Here is a 19556-nt window from a genome sequence, read left to right on the forward strand (position 1 = left end):
TGGAGTGGTGGAGGTTAGGTGTTTTGGGTGGTGTTCGAATGTTGGGTGGGCATGTCAGGGTTGTTCGTGCTGGTCATACCGTGAAAATCGGGGGTTCCAGACACACTTTCTGTCGTTTAACCCAGCCACACGCACCGGGGCGTTGCGTGTCTCTAGCCCGCGATCGCGGTCGCCTGCGTCAACTCCACCGTCACCAGGCCCGCGTCCCCCGCGCGCGTGCGGAACCCGTCCACCTCCGCGGCCGGCAGGTAGGCCACCACCGCATCCGTGAGCCCCGCGCACGCCGGGCGGGCGGCCTGCGCGCCCCACTCGCACGCCAACTCCGACAGCTGCACCGCCGCCGGATTGACCCCCAGGGCGCTCGCCAGCGCGTCACGGGACCGCTCCAGGGCCACCAGGGCGCGGGCCTGCCTCCGGGAACGCACCAGGTTAATGAACTCGGTGGCGTGGGTGGTCTCCGCATCGAAGAAATCCATCCAGGCGCTCGCCTGCTGTGCGGACGGCAACCCGTCGGCCCGCTGCGCCCCATGCATCGCCGCCAACCAGGCCGTCACCCGGGGCGCCGCATCGGGCAGGTGCCGCAGCGACTCCACCCCGAAGGCCTTCGACGCGTCCGCCGCGAAGTGAATCCGCTGCCGCAGCTCCGTCACATCCACGCCGGTGGCGTCCTCCGGCAGCGCCAGAATCACCGGCTGCACCCCCGCATCCGCCAGATGCGGCGCCTGGGTCAAGGAACCATCGCGGTAGTCAACGACCTGCAGGGTGCCCGGGCGGCCCCGCATGATCGCCGTGTAGCGGGCCTTCAGCGGCGGCTCGGGGGAGTAGCCCGCCGCCGAATTCACCGCCACCTCCACCAGGCGCGCCCGAATCGGGGCCTCATCCCGGTCCTTGGTGTGCATCGACAACGCGAGCAGCGTCGCGCACTCCACCGCGGCGCGCTCCCCGAGGCCCACACCCTCAGTGATCGTGCTCAGCACCGTGATGTCCGCGCCGCGGACCTCCCGGGCGATGAGCTGCCGGCCCATCGCCGTCTGAATGACACCCGCCAGGCGGCGCGCCACATCGGAGGCCGCCGACTGCACGAAACTCGGTGCCGCCACCCCATAGGTCTGCTCGGAGGTCAGGGACGTCTGATCGTCGGTGACGACCGGCTCCCCGTGGGAGTAATCCAGGTAGTGCACCCGCACCGCCTGGTCACTGCGGGGAGTCACCGCCACCGTCGCCGTCGCATCACTCAAGCCGCACACCACGACGCCGCCGGCGGCGTCAGTGTGCTCACCAATGACGAACCACGAGGCGGGCGTCGAAGCCCACATCACCGGCTGTGCGCCGAAATGCTCGGCGTGGGCTGCTTGCACCTGCGCATACGCCTCCTCCGGGGAGGTAGAGGCGCGACAGCCCTCGTCAGATGCGGCAACCATGAAACTCCTCGGCATACTTCAGTGGGACGTGCGCCCAGGTCGGCGCGCACAAAAACTCCCCCAAGACTATCGAATCGGGCACCCGCTCACGAAGCCCGGGGAAGCGGGGGTATACCTGCAGGCCCCCGGAATGATGGCCCGGGCGATATACTGAAGCCCGCATTGCTCACGCCGCATCACCGCTGTGGACACAGAAGGCGCTGGTGGGGTGTGACAGCACCACACAGATTTTTACTTCCTACCTCCGCGAAGGAGACGCATTCACGATGGCTAACGAAGACGACAAGTGGTACTTCAACACCGAGACCGGCGAGGTGGCCAAGGGCCTGGTGTTCGACTCCAACCACCGTATGGGCCCCTACGACACTGAGGCTGAAGCCAAGGAAGCCCTCCAGATCGCCGCGCAGCGTGAGGAAGCCGCCGAGGCCTACGACGCTGAGGACGACAACTGGGGTGAAGCCCCCTCCTGGGAGAAGTAACCCTCCCAACACAACACCCGCCTGGTGCGCGCACCAGGCGGGTGTTGTGTCTGCCGGGACTACTCCTCGTCGTCCTCCCGGGCGAACGCGGCGGTGGCTTCCGCCGCCTGCTGGGCTGCCAACTCCAATGCGGCGGCCTCCGCGGCGGCAGCTTCGGCGGCCTTGCGCGCGGCATCGGCGGCGTCCCGCTTCGCCCGGGCTTCCGCCTCTGCGGCCTCCAGGGCCGCCTTGCGGGCGGCTTCCTTCTCGGCGCGCAGCCGCTCCTTCTCCGCCTTGCGGGCCGCTTTCGCCTGCGCTTTGAGCTCGGCGCGGAGGGCCTTTGCCCGCTTCGCGGCCAGCTTGTCGCGCTTCTTCTCCAGCTTCGCGTAGGCGGCGAAGAGATCGTCCATGACCTCGGTGTAGCGGGAAAGTACCGCGACGCCGCGATCGTGCTCCTGCTGGTACAGCATCCCGTAGAGGAACGTGTCCTCGCCCTGCACGCTCGCGCGGCGGGCCACGGCCGCCAAGGTATCCCGCGCCGTCACCGTGTCCTGGAACGTGCCCAGCACATCTTGGGCGGCGCTGCAGGCCTTGTACAGTTTGCCGGTTTTCAGCTCGGAGGCCGCACCTGCAGCCTCGGCGGAGTACCGCAACTTCTTCACGGCCTTGCGCACCGCATGGACGTTGTCCTCCCGCTTCTGCAGCGGCAGGCTCGTATCCGTGAGTTCCTTTATCGCGGTGGCGTGCAGGGCGCGCACCTTCCGCATCGCCTGCGTGAGGTGGAGGAACAACACATCTTCCGCCGTGTGGGCCGCCTCGTCGGGCGCGCGGTGCTTCCCTTGATCCTCCTCCACCAGCGGCGGGTCGGCGAGGATCGCATCGAGGCTGTTGAGGAGCTCGGCGTAGCGCTCCGAATCCAGCAGCGCCACAATGTCGGCGTGCGCGGAGCGGTAGATGTCCCGGATGCCCTCGAGGAGCTTCTCCGCTGCCTCGCCTGTGGCGAAGGGGGAGTCCTCGGCGGCCAGAGCTGCCTCACAGCGGGCGGCAACGACCTCGGCGTCGCGGGCATACCCGAGCACCTGCGCCAGGTGCTTGAGCTCCCGGGCGGTGTGCTCGTAGGCATCCCCTGCGAGAATGCCGCGGAACGTCGACATGTGGCTGCGCAGCTCTCGGGTCGCGACCCGCATCTGATGGACGGAATCCTCCTCGTCGGCGCGCACCGCGGGATCGCAGGCGATGATCTTGTCGCGATTGCGCTGCAGCGCCGCGAGCACCTGCGCCTCGGGGGAACCCTCGGGCAATTCGGCGGGCCCGGCCAGAGGCTCAGCACTGTCGATGGAATCGCCCAAAGCAGTCAGCAGCTTCGAGGGGCTGTCCGCCACCTCGGCACCGGCCGCCAGGAGCACCTCGCGCGCCGCCTGCAGCAGAGATTCCGACGCTAGCGGGCGGCCGTCCTCGCCGTTGACGAGTTCGCACTCCCACTCCCGCCACGTGGAAATATCGCCCGTCGGCAGCAGCGAGTAGGCCGTCACGTGATCGTCGACGAATTCGGCCACCACATCGCCGTCCTTGTCGGACAAGAGGTACTCGTGTCGCTCGTTGTCGATCTGCGCAATCGGGTCGAGTTCGAAGAAGCGGATGTAGGGGCGGATGACAGCCAGGATCTCCGCTGGGGGAGTGAACTCGTAGTCACCCAAGGGGGCGCGAATCTCACGCCTGCCGGACCCCGTGTTCGGCAGTTTCACATGCCAGCCGTCATCCTTGCCGCCGGTGCGGCGGCGCAGCGTGATCTTGTTGCGCGTGAGCCGCAGGTCCGGGGTGTCGAAGTACACCGCGGACAGCTCGTGGGTGGCCGTCGACGCGACCGCCGCGATGCCATCAATGGTGGCCAGCGGCGGCACCTCAACGTCCGTACCGACGGAGAACTTGGCTTCGATTTCGACGGCCTGTTCCGTGCGCGGGCTAGCAGTGGTGCTGCCCGCTGCGACCTCGGCGGCGGCGGATGCGGTGGTGTTCTGGGCTTCGGTGGAGGATTCGGTGGCGCTCATGCTTTCTGAGTCTAATGAAGGCAGCTGCATACGGGGTGAGTTTCCCCTGAAGGAGTCAGCGCGTGCACAGCCGTGCGGCGGGGTGCCGCGGCATCCCACGGCCCGTCACGATCGACTCGTGGCACGGCAGCCCCGCGCACCGAGAAACATCCGGTGTGTCCGCGCGCAGACAGACCCATCGCCCGACTGGTGGTGGTCCCCGCGCCCGCAGAACGGGACGGACTGTGCGCAGCCGGTGGTCATGCCGCCAGGTCATAGTGTCCTCCCGCAGCAACGAGGATGCCGTCGACAACGGCGCTGGCCTCGCGAGCCAACACGGGGAGTGCGTGCGTGTATGGCACGACAGCGGCGAGTGCCCGGGCCGCCGCACGATGGGCTTCCCTGTCCGCAGGTCCCTGGACAGCCTGGGCCCGCTGGTTGAGAGCCTGGGCGAAGCCCACGTCGAAACTGGCGCGGTACTTGGGTGTGGCTCCCCGGTGGTGGGCGAACCAACTGTCACGCACCCGCCGCGCGGATGCGTGCACCGCACGCGTGGAGGCGACGCGTGCCGGGGTGCCCACGATGGTCGCGATGCCCGCCGGGTGCAGCAGCACCGAGGCGGTGCCAGCGGCCCTACTTAAGTGCGCCAACAGCAGCGTTTCCTGTCGCACGGCACCCCGGGGCAGGTGCACCCGAGCAGCCACCATCGTGGACTCCTCTGTGACCTCGGGGGTGGACTGTGCAGCGTGTGTGAACACCCACGCGGCAGAGGCGCGGGCATCGCAGCGGGCTTTCGCCCGCGTGACAGGTGTTGCACCCCACGGTGCTGGCAGGGCCACAGGCTCTTGCGGGGTAGGGGCGTCGATCCCTGTGCCGAACTGCTCGCCGTGGGCGACGAGTTCCGCGTCAGGCAGAACCCCGGCGTGCAGCACCTGCGTGGCCGCCTGCGCCCAGATCCGCAGCGGCAGCGCGGCCGCGCGGGCGGCGGCCTCCTCCAGGGGAATTCCCGGCTCGTCCTGCCACCCCCACGGGTGCTCCGACGACTGCGTCCGCAGCTGCCAGGCGCACAGCGCACCCAGCACGCCACCCGCCTGCTCTCCGAGGAGGAACTCGAGGTCGCAGCGCCGCCACCCCAGCCCTGCGAGCACGCACCCGGCGTGCAGCAGGGGAGAGATGATGCTGTGCAGCTGCCGGCCACGCCTGCGCAGTGCATTCTCCACGGGTGCGTGCTCCACGGACTGCAAGCGCGCGTGGGTCGATGCCCCCAGGCGCACCCCCGCAGCCAGCCCGCGCTGCGCGGGACGAATGGGGTACGTGTTCGAGTGCATTGTCATTGGTCCTCCCCGAGGTTGCTAGCTCATTGGCGTCGCCAACCCGCTTTCTCGCGTGACGAAAAAGTGTGCGAATCGGCGTGATGCTGTGCAGTGTACCAACGCGACCGAATCGCGCAACGCTTGCGCGGAAAAACCAACGTCAGCGGGGCGCAAGCCGCCCGATTCGCCCGAGCCATTACCCTTGAACACTATGAACAGCCAACAGGAGTTCGTGCTCCGCACCGTAGAAGAACGCGACATCCGCTTCGTGCGCCTCTGGTTCACGGACATCCTCGGATACCTCAAGTCGGTGGCCGTCGCCCCGGCCGAATTGGAGTCCGCCTTCGAGGAAGGCATCGGCTTCGACGGCTCCGCCATCGAAGGCTTCTCTCGCGTGAGCGAATCGGACACGATCGCCCTGCCCGACCCCTCCACCTTCCAGCTCATGCCCCTGGAAGCCGCAGACTCCTCCATGCACTCCGCCCGCATGTACTGCGACATCACCATGCCCGACGGGCAGCCCTCCTGGGCGGACCCGCGGCAGGTGCTCCGCCGGCAGGTGCACGCCGCCGCCGACGACGGCTTCACCTGCTACATCCACCCCGAGATCGAGTTCTTCCTCGTCAAGTCCCTCGACACCGACGGCCGGCCCCCGGTGCCGACCGACAACGGCGGCTACTTCGACCAGGCAGTGCACGACGATGCGCCGCAATTCCGCCGTGACGCGATCGCCGCCCTGGAAGCCATGGGTATCTCCGTGGAGTTCTCCCACCACGAAACGGCCCCCGGCCAGCAGGAAATCGACCTGCGCTACGCGGATGTGCTCACCATGAGTGACCACATCATGACCTTCCGCTACCTCATCAAGGAGGTCGCGATGAAAAACGGCGTGTACGCCACCTTTATGCCGAAGCCCTTCACGGAGCACGCGGGCTCCGCGATGCACTCCCACATGTCCCTGTTCGAGGGCGACATCAATGCCTTCCACGACCCGGATGACGAATACAACCTGTCGGCCACCGCCCGGCAATTCATCGCCGGCATCCTCACCCACGCGCCGGAGATCTCCGCGGTGACCAACCAGTGGGCCAACAGCTACAAGCGCCTGATGTTCGGCAACGAAGCGCCCACCGCTGCCACCTGGGGAGTGTCCAACCGCTCGGCGATGGTCCGCGTGCCGACCTACCGGCCTGGCAAGGTCAGCTCCCGCCGCATCGAGGTCCGTTCCCTCGACTCCGCCTGCAACCCCTACCTGGCCTACAGTGTGCTGCTCGCCGCCGGCCTCAAGGGCATCCGGGAAGGCTACGAACTGCCCGCCCCCGCCGAGGACGACATCAGCCTGCTCACCCGCCGGGAACGCCGGGCGCTCGGCTACCAAGACCTGCCCAGCTCCCTCGATCAGGCACTGCGCCGCATGGAACGCTCCGAACTCGTCGCCGACACCCTCGGCGAGCACGTCTTCGAATTCTTCCTCCGCAACAAGTGGCGCGAGTGGCACGACTACCAGTCGCAGATCACCCAGTGGGAGCTACGCAGCAACCTCGACTACTAGCGTCCCGCACTCGTTGTCAGCCCATCGCCGTCGGAAGCAAGAGGTACCACCCTCATGACGTCCCCCCGTTCCACCCGTAACCGCGTGCCCACCCCGGGCGCGCTCAGCCTGACGAGTCCCACCGCCGGAGACGACTTCGCCACCCTTGGCTGGACGGGCGAAGACGCCGTGGACCTCCTGTGGAGCCTCTCCGGGGCGGCCGACCCCGACTTGGCGCTCAACACCATGATCCGCCTCCAGGCCGCCCTCCACGACCAGGCCGACACCCTCGACCCGGAGCTCCGGTGGGACGCCCTCGACGCCCGACTGCGGCACGATGCGCTGCTGCGGGTGCGGCTTATGGCACTCATCGGCGGCAGCCGCATGCTCGGCGACCACCTCGTCGCCCACCCCCACCTGTGGCCCAACCTCGCCGACGCCACCCCCACCTTCGCCGAAATGATGCAGCGCATGCTGCAGGCCGTCGACGCCCGCCCCGCCCAGCTCCTGGTGCCCACCGATGACGCCGTTGCCACGGGCGGCGCGGCCGCCGCAGTTCTCGACGCCGGTGAAAGCGCCGACACCACTCCCGCCACCGTCAGCGCCGCCGACCCCGCCAGCGGCGACGGGGCCAACGACTACCTGTCCACTGCCGGCACCTACGTGGCCGGCATCGGCGGAAAAGACGCCGAAAAAATCCTCAAAACCACCTACCGCAGCCTGCTGCTCCAGATCGCGGCCGCCGACCTCGCCGGCACCTACCTCGAATCGCCGCGCCGGGCGGGCGGCGACACCGTGCCTTTCGTGGAGGTCGCCGCCCAACTCACCCACCTCGCGGACGCGGCACTGACCGCAGCGCTCGCAGTGGGGGTGCGCAATGTCTACGGCGACAGCCCCGTCGACACCCGGCTCAGCGTTATCGCCATGGGCAAGTGCGGTGCCCAGGAACTCAACTACATCTCCGACGTCGACGTCATCTTCGTCGCCGAACCCGCCCACGCGAAAGCCACCCGCCTGGCGGGTGAGTTCATCCGCATCGGCTCGGTGTGCTTCTTCGAGGTGGACGCGGCGCTGCGGCCGGAAGGGAAACGCGGCGCACTGGTGCGCACCCTCGACTCCCACGTTGCCTACTACACCCGCTGGGCGCACACTTGGGAATTCCAGGCGCTGCTCAAAGCGCGCCCCATGACCGGTGATCGGGCGCTCGGTGATGCCTACCTTGCGGCACTAGGGCCGATGGTGTGGGAAGCCTCCCAGCGGGAGAGCTTCGTCGACGACGTGCAAAAGATGCGCACCCGGGTCATTGCGAACGTGCCCGCCGAACTACAAGACCGGGAACTGAAACTCGGCCGGGGTGGGTTGCGCGACGTGGAGTTCGCGGTGCAGATGCTGCAGATGGTCCACGGCCGCAGCGATGAGAGCTTGCGCGTCCGCGACACGGTCGCCGCGCTGGAAGCCCTCATTGAGGGCGGCTACGTGGGCCGCGAGGACGGCTCCGCCCTCATCGGGGCCTATGAGTTCCTCCGCCTCCTTGAGCACCGCCTGCAGGTGTACCGCATGAAGCGCACCCACACGATGCCGGCGGCGGACGACGAGGCGGCGCTGCGGATCCTGGCCCGCGGGGCGGGCTTCCGTTCCCAGGAAAACAGCACGAGCGCCCAGGTCCTCCACACCGAATACAAGCGCATCGGCCACAAGATCGCCGGCCTGCACCGCAAGCTGTTCTTCCGGCCGCTGCTCAACTCGGTGGTGGCGCTGCCGACGGAAACGCTGCGCCTGTCGCCCGAATCCGCCCGCCGCCAGCTCGGCGCCCTGGGGTACCAGTTCCCGGACCGCGCCTACGAGCACTTGACCGCGCTAGCCAGCGGCGCGAGCCGCAAGGCGAAGATTCAGGCGATGCTGCTGCCAACACTCATGGAGTGGCTGAGCACCACGGCCGACCCGGATGCCGGCCTGCTCAACTACCGCCGCCTGTCGGAGGCGTGCGAAGACAAGTCCTGGTTCCTGCGCACCCTGCGCGACGAAGGTGTCGTCGGGCAGCGGCTCATGAAGATCCTGGGCACCTCCCCGTACGTCTCCGATCTCATCCTCCACACCCCCGATGTGGTGAAACTCCTCGGCGATGGGGCGCACGGCCCGAAGCTGCTGGCCACCAACCCTGACACCGTCAGCCGCTCACTCATCGCCGCCGCCGGCCGCTACTCCGACCCCGATAAAGCCATCACAGTGGCGCGTTCCCTGCGGCGCGCGGAACTCGCCCGCGTCGCCGCGGCTGATGTCCTCGGCCTGATGAGCGTCGAAGAGGTCTGCTACTCCCTGTCGCTCGTGTGGTGCTCCGTTCTCGATGCGGCACTTGCCGCAGAAATGCGGGCCGCCACCGACGACCCCGAGGCCGGGCCCCCCGCCCGCATCGCGGTGATCGGCATGGGCCGCCTCGGCGGCAAAGAACTCGGCTACGGCTCCGACGCGGACGTCATGTTCGTCTGCGCGCCGGCCGATGGCGTGTCGGACTCCGACGCGGTGGCGTGGTCGATCGGTATTTGCGACCGGATGCGCCGCCGCCTGGCGAAACCGTCGATCGACCCGCCGCTCGACGTCGACCTGGGTCTGCGCCCCGAAGGCCGCAGCGGCGCCGTGGTCCGCACCGTCGCCTCCTACGCCACCTACTACGAACGCTGGGGAGAAACCTGGGAAATCCAGGCGCTGCTCCGCGCCGCCGTCATCGCCGGCGACGAAGCCACAGGAGCCGACTTCATCGCCGCCATCGACCCCTTGCGCTACCCGCCCCAAGGCATCGACGACGCCACCGTGCGCGAAGTCCGCCGGATGAAAGCCCGCGTCGACACCGAACGCCTGCCCCGCGGCGCCGACCGCAACACCCACACGAAACTCGGCCGCGGAGCGCTCACCGACATCGAGTGGACCGTGCAACTGCTCACCCTGGAGCACGCCCACACCACGCCTGCGCTCCACACCCCGTCCACGCTGACGGCCCTCGACGTCATCGAATCGGAAGAGATCCTCCCGGCCACAGATGTGCGCACCCTGCGCACCGCCTGGCTGACCGCCACCCACGCCCGCAACGCACTCGTCCTCGTGCGCGGCAAACGCACCGACCAGTTGCCGCAGCCCGGGCCGCAACTCGCGCAAGTCGCCGGTGCCGCCGGCTGGGACCCGCACGAATACCAAGAATTTCTGGAAAATTACCTCAAGGTCACCCGCCGCGCTCGCCGCGTCATCGACGAGGTCTTCTGGGGCGAGACCACCTTCGAGCCCTAACCCTCCCACCCCCAGCGCTTAAGTGTGATGAAATAAGGGGACGAAAAAGTGGAGGACACCCACCAACCGAGCTCCCCGCACACGAGGAAAGAAGCTTTCGTGAACGCTATCGCAATGGATACCTATCCGGCACGCTTTAGCGACGTGTGCCAAAAAATCCTCGTCTACCGGGTGCGCGGCTCCTACAACGACATCGTCGACACCTGCACCGCGGTCTTTGACGCCTACCAGCACACCAAAGACCCCGAGGCCCTGGAGCTGCTGGCGTGGACCGCGCTCCAGGAGCTGAAAGCACTCGACGCGATGGCGACGACCGACGCGATGCGCCGGCAAGTGCTGCACCGCTCCGAGGAACTGCTTACCCGCTTCGAGGACGTGCCGCTGGGGGAGTACCCGGACCTCTACGCCCGGGTGACGTACCTGATGCTGCTGCGGGCGGAGCTGCTCGCCCAGGTCGGCCAACTCGATGACGCGCACGCCGAACTCGCCGCCATGTGGGAGCACGCCTCACTCAGCCCCGGCGACCGGGCGCGGGCCGTCGCCTACGAGGCGAAGCTGGCGCTCGCCGAAGACTGCGCCGCCGTCGGCGACGTGCGGACCGCACTCGACCACACCAGCGCACTCATCGCGCTCGCCGCAGGGGAAACCACCCCGGAAAACCGGCTGTGGCTCGCCCGGGCGCAGGGCCGCGCGGTCGACTTCACCCTCGCGCTCGTGGACCCCACCACCCCCGACGGGTGCTTCAAAATCATCCGGGCCTGCAACCGCCTCATCGACGCCCACGTCTCCGCCATCGTCCCGGAAACCGAGCTCATGCTCGCCCGGGCGCTGCGGCACCGGGCGGACGCCGCAGAAAACTGGGCGCGTACCACCCAGGACGCGGCCGCGCGGCTGCGTTTCGCGAAACTCGCCGGCCAAACCCGCCTCACGCTGTGGGATACCTTCCACGCCAGCGCCGACGGCGCGGTGTTCCGGGAGGCAGCCGACGCGATGAACGACTACCTCTCCCACCTGCCCGCCGGCGACGACAAGCGGGTGTACGCGCAGGCCGCGCTCGCGAGCGCGGCGCGCCTCGGGCACAGTGAGGACGTCACCCACGCCGCCGCGATGCTCATGCTGCACAACCACCTGGCGGACGCCCACATTGGGCTCGGCAACCTGCCGCAGGCTCGCGACCAGCTCATCCAGGCGGTGAGCGATACCCGCAGCACGGACATGGCGATCACGCTGCGCTGCCTGTGGGTGTTGGCGAAGGTGGCCGACATTTCCGCCGACATGGGCGACATCGAGGGCACCGCGGCGGCGTTCAACCGGATTCGCGCCGCCATGGCCGAGGACACCGAGCTCGCGCAGTCGACCTCGGCGCGGCGCGCCATCACCCACGCCTGGACTGCCCGGCTGCGCGCCTGGGAATCCACCCAGATCAAAGGCTCCGATCAGCTGCTGCCCATGGCGGAGCAGGCCCTGCGGGAGCCGATCTACGCGCTGGAACTCACCGAAGAACTCCAGGAACAGTCGCGGCTGGTGTGGGGCTTCGCCAAGGCGGCGGTCGCCTCGGACGCGCCGGGGGCGGACATTGCGCGGGCGGATGCCTGCCGGTGGATGTTCTACCTCGGCGGCGAACTCGCCGGTGCTCGCTGTTTCAAGGAAGCCATTGACTGCTTCGCCTTCGTCGTCACCGAAGCCCGCACCGCCGAGACCGTGCCGCTGCGGGCGTTGGTCGTGAAATCGCTGCAGCAGCTCGGCTTCGTGGAGTTCCTCGTCTCCGGGCAGCGGGAACGGGCCTGCATGCGCTACGGGCAGGGCATCGGATTCCTCAAAGACTCCACCAACCCGGCGGAGATTAAACTCATGCACCTGCTCGCGGAGCGGGCGAACGCCTATGCGTTGGGGCACGCTGATCCCGCGCCGGTCGACTACCCCTAAGGAGCCACCGCTGCCGCCGGGCGGTCGAGGGGTGCGGCAACCAAAATGCGGGAGCCCGGCATCCTTGTGAGGTGTACCTCAAAACCAACCGGAAGTTGGATGCCTTGCTAGGCAAGCCTTAGATACTCTAGGCGGGTCAGTTGAGTTGAAAGAGGACCCCCATGACTGCCGCACTAGAGACCACCTACCAGCCGCTGTCCCAGGCGCTGCGCACCTCCACCGCCGCCGCCCACGAGCGCGCCGAACACAGCACCTTCATGGACGACCTCCTCGGCGGCCGCCTCGACGTCGCCGCGTTCGTGGCCCTCCAGGAGCAGTCCTGGCTGTTCTACACCGCCCTCGAGCGCGCCGCCCGCGCCGTCGCCTCCGACCCGCTGGCCGCCGACATTGTCGACCCCCGCCTGGAACGCGTCGCCGCCCTCGAGGCCGACCTCGACTACCTCCACGGCGACGGCTCCTGGCGGCAGCGGGTGCGCGCCCTGCCGGCGACCGCCGCCTACGTCGCCCGCCTTGAGGAGATCGCCGCCACCCGGGATGCGGCCCGCCTCGTCGCCCACCACTACGTGCGCTACCTCGGCGATCTCTCCGGCGGCCAGGTCATCGGCCGGATGATGCAGCGCCACTACGGCGTCGCCGACGAGGCCGTGAGCTTCTACCGCTTCGCCGACATCCCGAAGGTCAAGCCCTATAAGGACGACTACCGCGCCCACCTCGACGCCCTGCCGCTCAGCTACGCCGACCGCCAGCGTCTGCTCGCGGAGGCCAGTGACGCATTCCTGTTCAACCTGCAGGTTTTCACCGCTCTCGGGGAAGAGATTCGCTAAAACGCCTGCGGTGCCCAGGTCAGGCTACTAGGCTGTGGGGTACCCGGCCCCACCTCCGAAAGCAAGGAGCACCCCATGGCCACCACCTTCAGTGTGAGCCTCCACGGCGTCACCGCCGCCGAAATGGCGGCCTTCGTCGACATGGTCACCACCGTCCACGGCAGCGGCAACGCGCCCCTGCAGTACAACCCGGCGGAATCCACCCTGTCGTACACCACCCCCGCCGGGCACACCGTGCCGGCCCCCTCCGTCATTGGCGACAGCCTGCAGAACCTCGTCGACACGGCCGCCCGGGGCCGCGTGGAGCGCGGCATCCGCGACCTCATCGGTGAGGTCGTCGACCGCCTCGACCCCACCAAAACGGCCGAGACGCGGCCTGGTGCAGAGGATTCCTTCGGCTCGAGCTGGTTTAGCACCCCCGACGAGGAACGCTTCAACAACGGCTACGGTCACACCAACGACCGGAGGCACCCCTTCGCCGACGGGGGCAGCACCCAAGCCCCCGACAACCACCCCTTTGAGAAGCCCGTCGGGGAGGGCGAGGAGTAACTCTGGGGGAATTCACAGGCATCCTTTACGTGTGCTGAAAGGGTTTTGCCAGTTTGGGGCTTTAGCGTGAACATCACGACGGGGCCACCACGCCCCCACCGATGCACGCATCGCGGCAGGCGCCGCATGTGTCGCCGCACCCGGTGCGCGGACAACATCACGTTCTCCCGCCGACTGGCGCTGCTGCTGGTGCACGACGATGAGGTTTCATTGCGACAGGGCTTCATCACGTGCCTGGCATGACAGTGGCAGCGCCCGCCGGTTACCGTTGTTCGCGCCCAGTGCGGTGGCGGCGCCCCCGCCCTGCGGGCCTCACGGTGTGGGGCATCCCCGTCGTCTCGCGGTACGCCCCGGCCTCGTGGCACTTCCCCAGGATCATGGGCCGGGGGCGTACCCGCTGGAGTCGACAGATTGGAGTCCCCATGGACACCCTCCGCCAGTGGTGCCCCCGCATCATCGTTGCCTGCTGCGCCGTCGGCGCGGTCGTGGCTGTCGGCGCCTGGCTGCGCCCCACAGAAACCACCGCCACGGTGAGCACCGTGTCGATTCCCACGCCGCTGCGCCTCGACGAGGCCCTGCGCGACGCGGTCGACAGTGGTCAATTGTCCGCCGCCGACCAAGAATCCGTCCTCAAGGCCGCCTCCCTCGGCCTCATCGACAGTGACTGCGCCGCCCACTCGGATGGGGCGCGCGCCATGCGCACCACCCGCGCCATTATCGGCGCCCCCTAGAATGCGTGGGGTGCACGACTTCCGCGACCCCACCCGCATCCCAGCTTTGCTGCGCCTCGTTGAGCGCGCCTGGGAGGCACAGCCCTCCGCCCGCTTCGTCGACATTCTCGCCCAATTGGAGCGCCACGGCATGACCCCGGCGGCCGCCGACGAGGACGTCATGCGCGCGGCGGAAGCACTTCTCGCCGACTACGTCGACACCATCCCCGTGACCGCGGGCAGGGCGCAGGGGGCGTGGATGCTGCGCACCACCACCCACGATTGTGCCGTCGACGCCACCACGATCGTGGTGCGCCCCGCAGGTGGGGCGCGGCCAAGCGTGTGGGAGTACCAGCGGCTCGTGGCCAAGCACGTGTCGGGCCCCTTGCGGGTCGACGACGGCCACCGCTTCGGCATCATTGACCAGATTCGCCCCCTGGGGGAGCAGCTGCACTGCCCGGCCGTGCCGGCACTAGCGCGTGCAGAGATCGGGGACCGCATGTTCGTCGTCGATACCGCAGAGGCCCGCGTGGTGGTGGGTCGACAGCTCGAGATCTACCGGCAGGGCCGCCGCCACGTGGAGCAGGACACCCTCCGTTGGGAGGTGCTGCCGGAGTGCCCGGTGGGGGAGGACCTCGTCGCCCACCTCCCGGGCGGCGGGCGCCGCCGCCTCGGCGTCGTGGAGCAGGTGTGGCGCCTGCGGCGTTAAGCGACGAACTGCACCCGGGGCCGCCGCACCACCAGCAGTGCGATGACGCCGGCGGCCCACGTGCCGAACACCGCCAGCCACGCGACCCGGAATACCGCCCACGTGTAGTGGCCATCCGGGGCCAGCGCGTCGAGGATCAGCCCCATGAGCTGGCCGGCGATCATCACGGCAACGAAACCACCCATGTTCGCCAGGCCCGTGCCCGTCGCCAACGAACGGTGGGCGAGCTGCTCCCGCACGGAATCAAAGCCAAAGTTCGACGCCGGCACGATCGCGAAACCCAGGCACGTCACCGCGGCCGCGAACAGCCAGCCGCGCGGGGTGGGGCTGGCGAAAAACACGCCCAGGGCGGCGAAGTAGCAGGCATTGAGGGCGACCGTGACGAGACTGCGGCGCTGCCGGAGGCGGGCGCTGAGCATCCCATGCGCAGGCGACACGACAATCGTGATGCACACGCCCACCACCAGGATGCGGCCCGCCGCCTGGGGGCTCAACCCCACCCCCAAGGTCAGCAGCGGCACACCCCACAGCAGGGTAAACACCAAGTTCGGCAACAGGCCCACCCAATGGGTGAAGAACCCCTCCCAGCACACCGGCTGGCGCACCACAGTCCCCAGTTGCAGTTTCGTGCGGGTCGCCTGGGTTGTGGGGGCGTTGCGAATGAATAGGGCGGCCACCACCGCCACCCCAATGCCGAGCACCCCCAATGCCAGGAACGCTGAGCGCCAGCCCGCGTGCTCCAGGTAGGCGAGGAACGGCACCGCGGACAGGAACTGCCCACCCCACCCGATGGACGCCAACAATTGGCTCATGAGGGGCGCCCGGCGGGGCGGAAACCAGGCAGGAATCAGCCGCATCACCGACAGGAAGGCGCTCGCATCGCCCACGCCGACGAGCACGCGGGCGGCAATCGCCACCCCGTAGCTCGTCGTCAAGCCCAACACCAACTGCCCGGCGGCCATGATGACCGCGCCGACGAGCAGCATGAGCCGCGGCTGGAAACGATCAATGGCCGCCCCCATCGGGATCTGCGCCAGCGCATACACGCCCACCTGCACGGAGGTGAACACCGCGAGCCGGGAGGCGTCAATGTGGAAATGCTCCATCGCTTGCACGCCGGCCACCCCGAGGGAGGTGCGCCCCAGGATCGCCATCATGTAGATCATGGTGCCGGCGAACCACACAACGAAAGCACGCCGCGACACAGGTGTGGTGGAGGTCATAGACGCTGACTTTAGCAGTGCTTGCGGGGCCGCCCCCGGCGGGGGAGCTCGCCGGCGGATTCCGGGAGCCGGCCCGCCTGCCGCAACTGCTCCCGCAACAGCACCTCGATCTGGGCGTTGACGCTGCGCAGATCGTCGGCCGCCCAGCGGGAGATCGCCTCATAGACCTGGGCGTCAAGCCGCAGGGGGATTTGCTTGCGGGGCACTAGGTGTAGAGGCTGCCGGCGTTGACGACCGGGGTGGTGTTTTGCTCAGAGCACAGCACCACCAGAAGGTTGGACACCATCGCGGCCCGGCGTTCCGGGTCGAGGTCGACGATGTCGCGTTCCTCCAGGGCGGCGAGAGCGGACTCCACCATGGACACCGCGCCCTCGACGATGGTTTCGCGGGCGTCGACGATGGCGGCGGCCTGCTGGCGCTGCAGCATGGCCTGCGCGATCTCCGGGGCGTAGCTCAACGCGCTGATGCGGGTTTCCACGATCTCCAGGCCTGCGATCGCGACCCGCTCGGCGACCTCGTCGGCGAGCTGCTGGCTGACAACATCCGTCGAGCCGGACAGGGACACGGGCTGGGCGGCGGTGGGGGTGTAGGGGTACAGGGAGGCGATGTGCCGCAGCGCGGACTCGGCCTGGGCTTCGATGAACTCGGTGCCGGACTCCACTGCGAAGGATGCCTTGGCGGTGTCGGCGACCTGCCACACGATAATGGCGGCAATGTCGATGGGGTTGCCGCCGGCGTCGTTGACCTTGATGACGTTGGTCTCGAAGTTGCGGACCTTCACGGAGACTTTCTCACTCGTCGCGAGGAAGGGGATGACCGTGAGTCCGGTGCGGCGGGAGGTGCCGATGTACTTGCCGAAGAGCTGCAGGACGAGCGTCATGCCGGGCGGGGTGACGCGCAGCATCGTCAGCAGCGGCAGGGTGCAGGCGGTGACGACGATGCCGAGAATCGGCAGCTGACCCTGCAACAGATCAACGGCGAGGAGCGCGATGCCCACCAGGGGCGCGAGCAGGATGGCGATGGCGGCGCCGGCGCCGGCGGTGCGGGCGGGCCGCTCGGAGATGGTGACGTTGGTGCCGTCGTGGCCGACGGGGGTGTGTGTGATGCTCATAAAAAGGTGATATCACATTTTTGCTTGTCGGGTATACCTCCCAACTAGTGACCTTGGCCGCACCGGTGACAGGATGGACACCATCATGAGCAACACCATTCCGCCCTGCCCCGAATGCGGCAGCGAATACACCTACGCCCTCGACGCACTGATCATCTGCCCCGAATGCGCCCACGAATTCAACCCCACCGACGCCGCTGACGCGCCCGCCGCCATCGTCGACGCCGTCGGCAACGTCCTCGCCGACGGCGATACCGTCAGCATCGTGAAAACCATGAAAGTCAAGGGCGCGCAGCAGCCCCTCAAGGCCGGCATGAAGGTCCGCAACATCCGCCTCAACCCTGCAGGCGGCGACCACAACATCGACTGCAAGATCGACGGCTTCGGCGCCATGCAGCTGAAGTCCTCCATCGTGAAGAAGATTTAAGCAATGCCCCAGCCGACGTTCATCGACGCCGACACCATCCGCCGCCTCCTCACCCCCAGCCGGGCGCGCCGCACCCTGCACGCGGCGTTGGCCGGTGACTTCGACCCCGCCGACGATCCGGCGCGCACCGCCACTGAGGTCGGTACCGGCCAGCTCCTGGCCATGCCCAGCGCCCTCGGCGACTGGGTGGGCTGCAAGCTCGCCACCGTCGCCCCCGGCAACCCTTCCCACGAGTTGCCGCTCATCCAGGCCTCCTACGTGCTGTTCGACCGCGAGACGCTCACCCCGACCGCGGTGCTGGAGGGCGCCAGCCTCACGGAGATCCGCACGCCCGCCATGTCGGCCGTCGCGGCCGACCTCCTCGCGCCAGCCACTGTCGGCCGCGCCGTCATCTTCGGCACCGGCGTGCAGGCCCGCGCCCACGCCCTCGCCCTGCACGAGGTGCGCGCCCCGGAAGACATCCGCATCGTGGGCCGCAGCAGCGACAAGGTGCAGGCCCTCGTCGACGATCTGCGGGCACAGGGCATCCCCGCCGCCGCAGGCGTGGCCGAGGATGTTGCCGGCGCGGAACTCATCGCCTGCTGCACCGCCTCCTCTGAGCCGCTCTTCGACGGCAGCCTCGTCGCCGATGGCGCCTGCGTCATCGCCATGGGCTCCCACACCCCGGACGCCCGCGAACTCGACGGCCCGCTCATGGGCCGCAGCCTCGTGGCCGTGGAATCCCTCCACACCGCAGCTGCGGAAGCAGGCGACTGCATCCAGGCCATCGCCGAGGGGCACCTCGACGCCGACAGCATCGTCACCGTCCGACAGCTGGCACACGGCGAGGTGCAGCGCGCTACCGACCGGCCCAACGTGTTCAAGGGCACGGGTATGAGCTGGCAGGACGTCGCCGCAGCAGCAGCCGTCTACGAGGCCCTGTAAAACGGCACGACGAGTAGCCCCCGGACCACCCTGGATCCGGGGGCTGCTCACGCCCCACCGCTTACGGCCCCCGCAAGTGCCGCAGTGTCTCACCCGCCGCGAACCGCGACATCGTCGACTCTCCTGCCGTGGCTCGGCCACGGAACTTCAATCTGACTTTCCCGTCACCGTCACGCTGGAACTGGCCCCGGCTGCGGTTCGGCCCCGCGTCCCGGTTCAACCCATGATGCCTGGCACACAACAACGCGAGATTGTCGACGTCGGTTTTGCCGCCGTACCGCCAGGCCTTCAAATGATGCACCTGACACCGGGCACTACCCTGATTACACCCCTCCGCCTGGCACACACCCTGCTCCGCGTGCAACGCGATCCGCTGCGCCACCGTTGCAAGCCTTTCGGTGCGGCCCAGTGCGATGGGGGACGAAAGTGACCGGATCGTGGATACACAACCACCAATCCGCCTCATCAATCAAAGCCTGCACCTCGTGGCCATTCAACGTGCCACCAGTGCTAGCCAGGTACTCCGCCTGCGTGCCCAACAACTCCTGGGCGGTGACACTGACCACCAGGGCAGGCGCCCCAGAACCCAGAGTGATGGCCCGTTTTAGGCCCTCGATCGCCAGCCACGCCGGGTTCGGCCCCTCATCATCCTTCTTCTTCTTTGATTTCTTGGTGTGCCGCAGGGCACCCTTCATCACGGCCTCCCCCTGGGCGATAAACCCATCAAGCAAACCCTTCGTCGTCGGATCACACTTCGCCGTCAACGTGTACAGACCATCAGCGTCTGTGGTGCTGCTCCAGTGCAGGCTTTCCGCACCCGGCTTCGCAGGCTCACGATCCGTTGCCGGCTCCTGCCGCTCCTTCAACATGCGCTTGGCGTCCTTGATCGGCCGACCAGCCACCAGGCGCGCAAGCTCCAATCGCGCTGTCAAGCGCCATGTAATTGTGCACGCTCAGCGCCACCAAAAATGCACGCACTAACCCCACAGATCACGCGCCATCACGACACGCGACTGCCCGGCCGGCCGCACTAATCGTCCACGGCACCCACCCCCTTCTCAGCCTCAGCTCCGTTGCGCTGCTGATACTGCAGCTGCCGCACCGAACGGCCCGACGTCCGAAGA

At 68.2% G+C, this 19556-nt stretch carries 18 protein-coding genes; 10 read left to right on the top strand and 8 right to left on the bottom strand.

Features of this window, described 5'->3' with window-relative positions; translation table 11 throughout:
* Positions 1–152: 152 nt before the first annotated feature.
* Positions 153–1421, bottom strand: a complete 1269-nt coding sequence (locus C1Y63_RS11605) for a galactokinase family protein (protein ID WP_158256162.1) — start codon at positions 1419–1421, stop codon at positions 153–155.
* Between the two features lie 266 nt (positions 1422–1687).
* Between C1Y63_RS11605 and C1Y63_RS11610 the strand changes: the two genes are divergently transcribed.
* Positions 1688–1900, top strand: a complete 213-nt coding sequence (locus tag C1Y63_RS11610; RefSeq protein ID WP_106016617.1) for a hypothetical protein — start codon at positions 1688–1690, stop codon at positions 1898–1900.
* A 59-nt stretch (positions 1901–1959) separates the two neighbouring features.
* Here C1Y63_RS11610 and C1Y63_RS11615 read toward each other — a convergent pair whose 3' ends face one another.
* Both C1Y63_RS11615 and C1Y63_RS11620 read right to left on the bottom strand, forming a co-directional pair.
* Positions 1960–3927, bottom strand: coding sequence for a CYTH and CHAD domain-containing protein (locus tag C1Y63_RS11615; protein ID WP_199189115.1), 1968 nt, complete (start codon positions 3925–3927; stop codon positions 1960–1962).
* A gap of 239 nt (positions 3928–4166) precedes the next feature.
* On the bottom strand, positions 4167–5234 hold the full coding sequence (locus tag C1Y63_RS11620) for a hypothetical protein (protein WP_106016618.1): 1068 nt from the start codon (positions 5232–5234) through the stop codon (positions 4167–4169).
* Between the two features lie 196 nt (positions 5235–5430).
* Here C1Y63_RS11620 and C1Y63_RS11625 point away from each other — a divergent pair, with 196 nt between their 5' ends.
* The 7 genes from C1Y63_RS11625 (at position 5431) to C1Y63_RS11655 (ending at position 14747) form a co-directional block, all read left to right on the top strand.
* Positions 5431–6771 carry a glutamine synthetase family protein gene (locus tag C1Y63_RS11625; RefSeq protein WP_106016619.1) on the top strand — a complete coding sequence of 447 codons (1341 nt, stop codon included), beginning with the start codon at positions 5431–5433 and terminating at the stop codon, positions 6769–6771.
* Between the two features lie 54 nt (positions 6772–6825).
* Entirely contained in the window at positions 6826–10029 is a 3204-nt protein-coding gene (locus C1Y63_RS11630) for a bifunctional [glutamine synthetase] adenylyltransferase/[glutamine synthetase]-adenylyl-L-tyrosine phosphorylase (protein WP_106016620.1), read from the top strand.
* Between the two features lie 99 nt (positions 10030–10128).
* Positions 10129–11955, top strand: a complete 1827-nt coding sequence (locus tag C1Y63_RS11635) for a hypothetical protein (RefSeq protein ID WP_146128954.1) — start codon at positions 10129–10131, stop codon at positions 11953–11955.
* 161 nt (positions 11956–12116) lie between these two features.
* Entirely contained in the window at positions 12117–12779 is a 663-nt protein-coding gene (locus C1Y63_RS11640; RefSeq protein ID WP_106016622.1) for a heme oxygenase (biliverdin-producing), read from the top strand.
* 75 nt (positions 12780–12854) lie between these two features.
* The gene (locus C1Y63_RS11645) at positions 12855–13328 is read left to right on the top strand and encodes a hypothetical protein (protein ID WP_106016623.1); all 474 of its coding nucleotides are present in this window, start codon (positions 12855–12857) and stop codon (positions 13326–13328) included.
* Between the two features lie 422 nt (positions 13329–13750).
* Positions 13751–14059 carry a hypothetical protein gene (locus C1Y63_RS11650; RefSeq protein WP_106016624.1) on the top strand — a complete coding sequence of 103 codons (309 nt, stop codon included), beginning with the start codon at positions 13751–13753 and terminating at the stop codon, positions 14057–14059.
* A gap of 10 nt (positions 14060–14069) precedes the next feature.
* Positions 14070–14747 (top strand): hypothetical protein, encoded by a 678-nt coding sequence (locus C1Y63_RS11655; protein ID WP_106016625.1) that lies wholly within the window; start codon positions 14070–14072, stop codon positions 14745–14747.
* On the opposite strand, the gene C1Y63_RS11660 is transcribed toward C1Y63_RS11655, so the two are convergent.
* The 3 genes from C1Y63_RS11660 to C1Y63_RS11670 are packed head-to-tail and all read right to left on the bottom strand — an operon-like array spanning position 14744 to position 17081.
* On the bottom strand, positions 14744–15970 hold the full coding sequence (locus C1Y63_RS11660) for a nitrate/nitrite transporter (RefSeq protein WP_106016626.1): 1227 nt from the start codon (positions 15968–15970) through the stop codon (positions 14744–14746). The genes C1Y63_RS11655 and C1Y63_RS11660 overlap by 4 nt on opposite strands.
* Before the next feature lie 11 nt (positions 15971–15981).
* Positions 15982–16176: a hypothetical protein gene (locus C1Y63_RS11665; protein WP_106016627.1), complete on the bottom strand. Its 195-nt coding sequence runs from the start codon at positions 16174–16176 to the stop codon at positions 15982–15984.
* On the bottom strand, positions 16176–17081 hold the full coding sequence (locus tag C1Y63_RS11670) for an SPFH domain-containing protein (RefSeq protein ID WP_106016628.1): 906 nt from the start codon (positions 17079–17081) through the stop codon (positions 16176–16178). Before C1Y63_RS11670 ends, C1Y63_RS11665 begins: the two co-directional genes overlap by 1 nt.
* Before the next feature lie 85 nt (positions 17082–17166).
* On the opposite strand from C1Y63_RS11670, the gene C1Y63_RS11675 reads away from it, so the two are divergent.
* The gene (locus C1Y63_RS11675; protein ID WP_106016631.1) at positions 17167–17508 is read left to right on the top strand and encodes a zinc ribbon domain-containing protein YjdM; all 342 of its coding nucleotides are present in this window, start codon (positions 17167–17169) and stop codon (positions 17506–17508) included.
* 3 nt (positions 17509–17511) lie between these two features.
* Positions 17512–18432, top strand: a complete 921-nt coding sequence (locus tag C1Y63_RS11680; protein WP_106016629.1) for an ornithine cyclodeaminase family protein — start codon at positions 17512–17514, stop codon at positions 18430–18432.
* Between the two features lie 61 nt (positions 18433–18493).
* Here C1Y63_RS11680 and C1Y63_RS13335 read toward each other — a convergent pair whose 3' ends face one another.
* Both C1Y63_RS13335 and C1Y63_RS12780 read right to left on the bottom strand, forming a co-directional pair.
* Positions 18494–18814: an HNH endonuclease signature motif containing protein gene (locus C1Y63_RS13335; RefSeq protein WP_369831049.1), complete on the bottom strand. Its 321-nt coding sequence runs from the start codon at positions 18812–18814 to the stop codon at positions 18494–18496.
* Complete coding sequence (locus C1Y63_RS12780) at positions 18756–19364, bottom strand: hypothetical protein (RefSeq protein WP_158256164.1); 609 nt, start codon at positions 19362–19364, stop codon at positions 18756–18758. The genes C1Y63_RS13335 and C1Y63_RS12780 overlap by 59 nt, the downstream gene beginning before the upstream one ends.
* Between the last annotated feature and the right edge of the window lie 192 nt (positions 19365–19556).

Source organism: Corynebacterium sp. 13CS0277 (assembly GCF_002994655.1).
Classification (GTDB): Bacteria; Actinomycetota; Actinomycetes; order Mycobacteriales; family Mycobacteriaceae; genus Corynebacterium.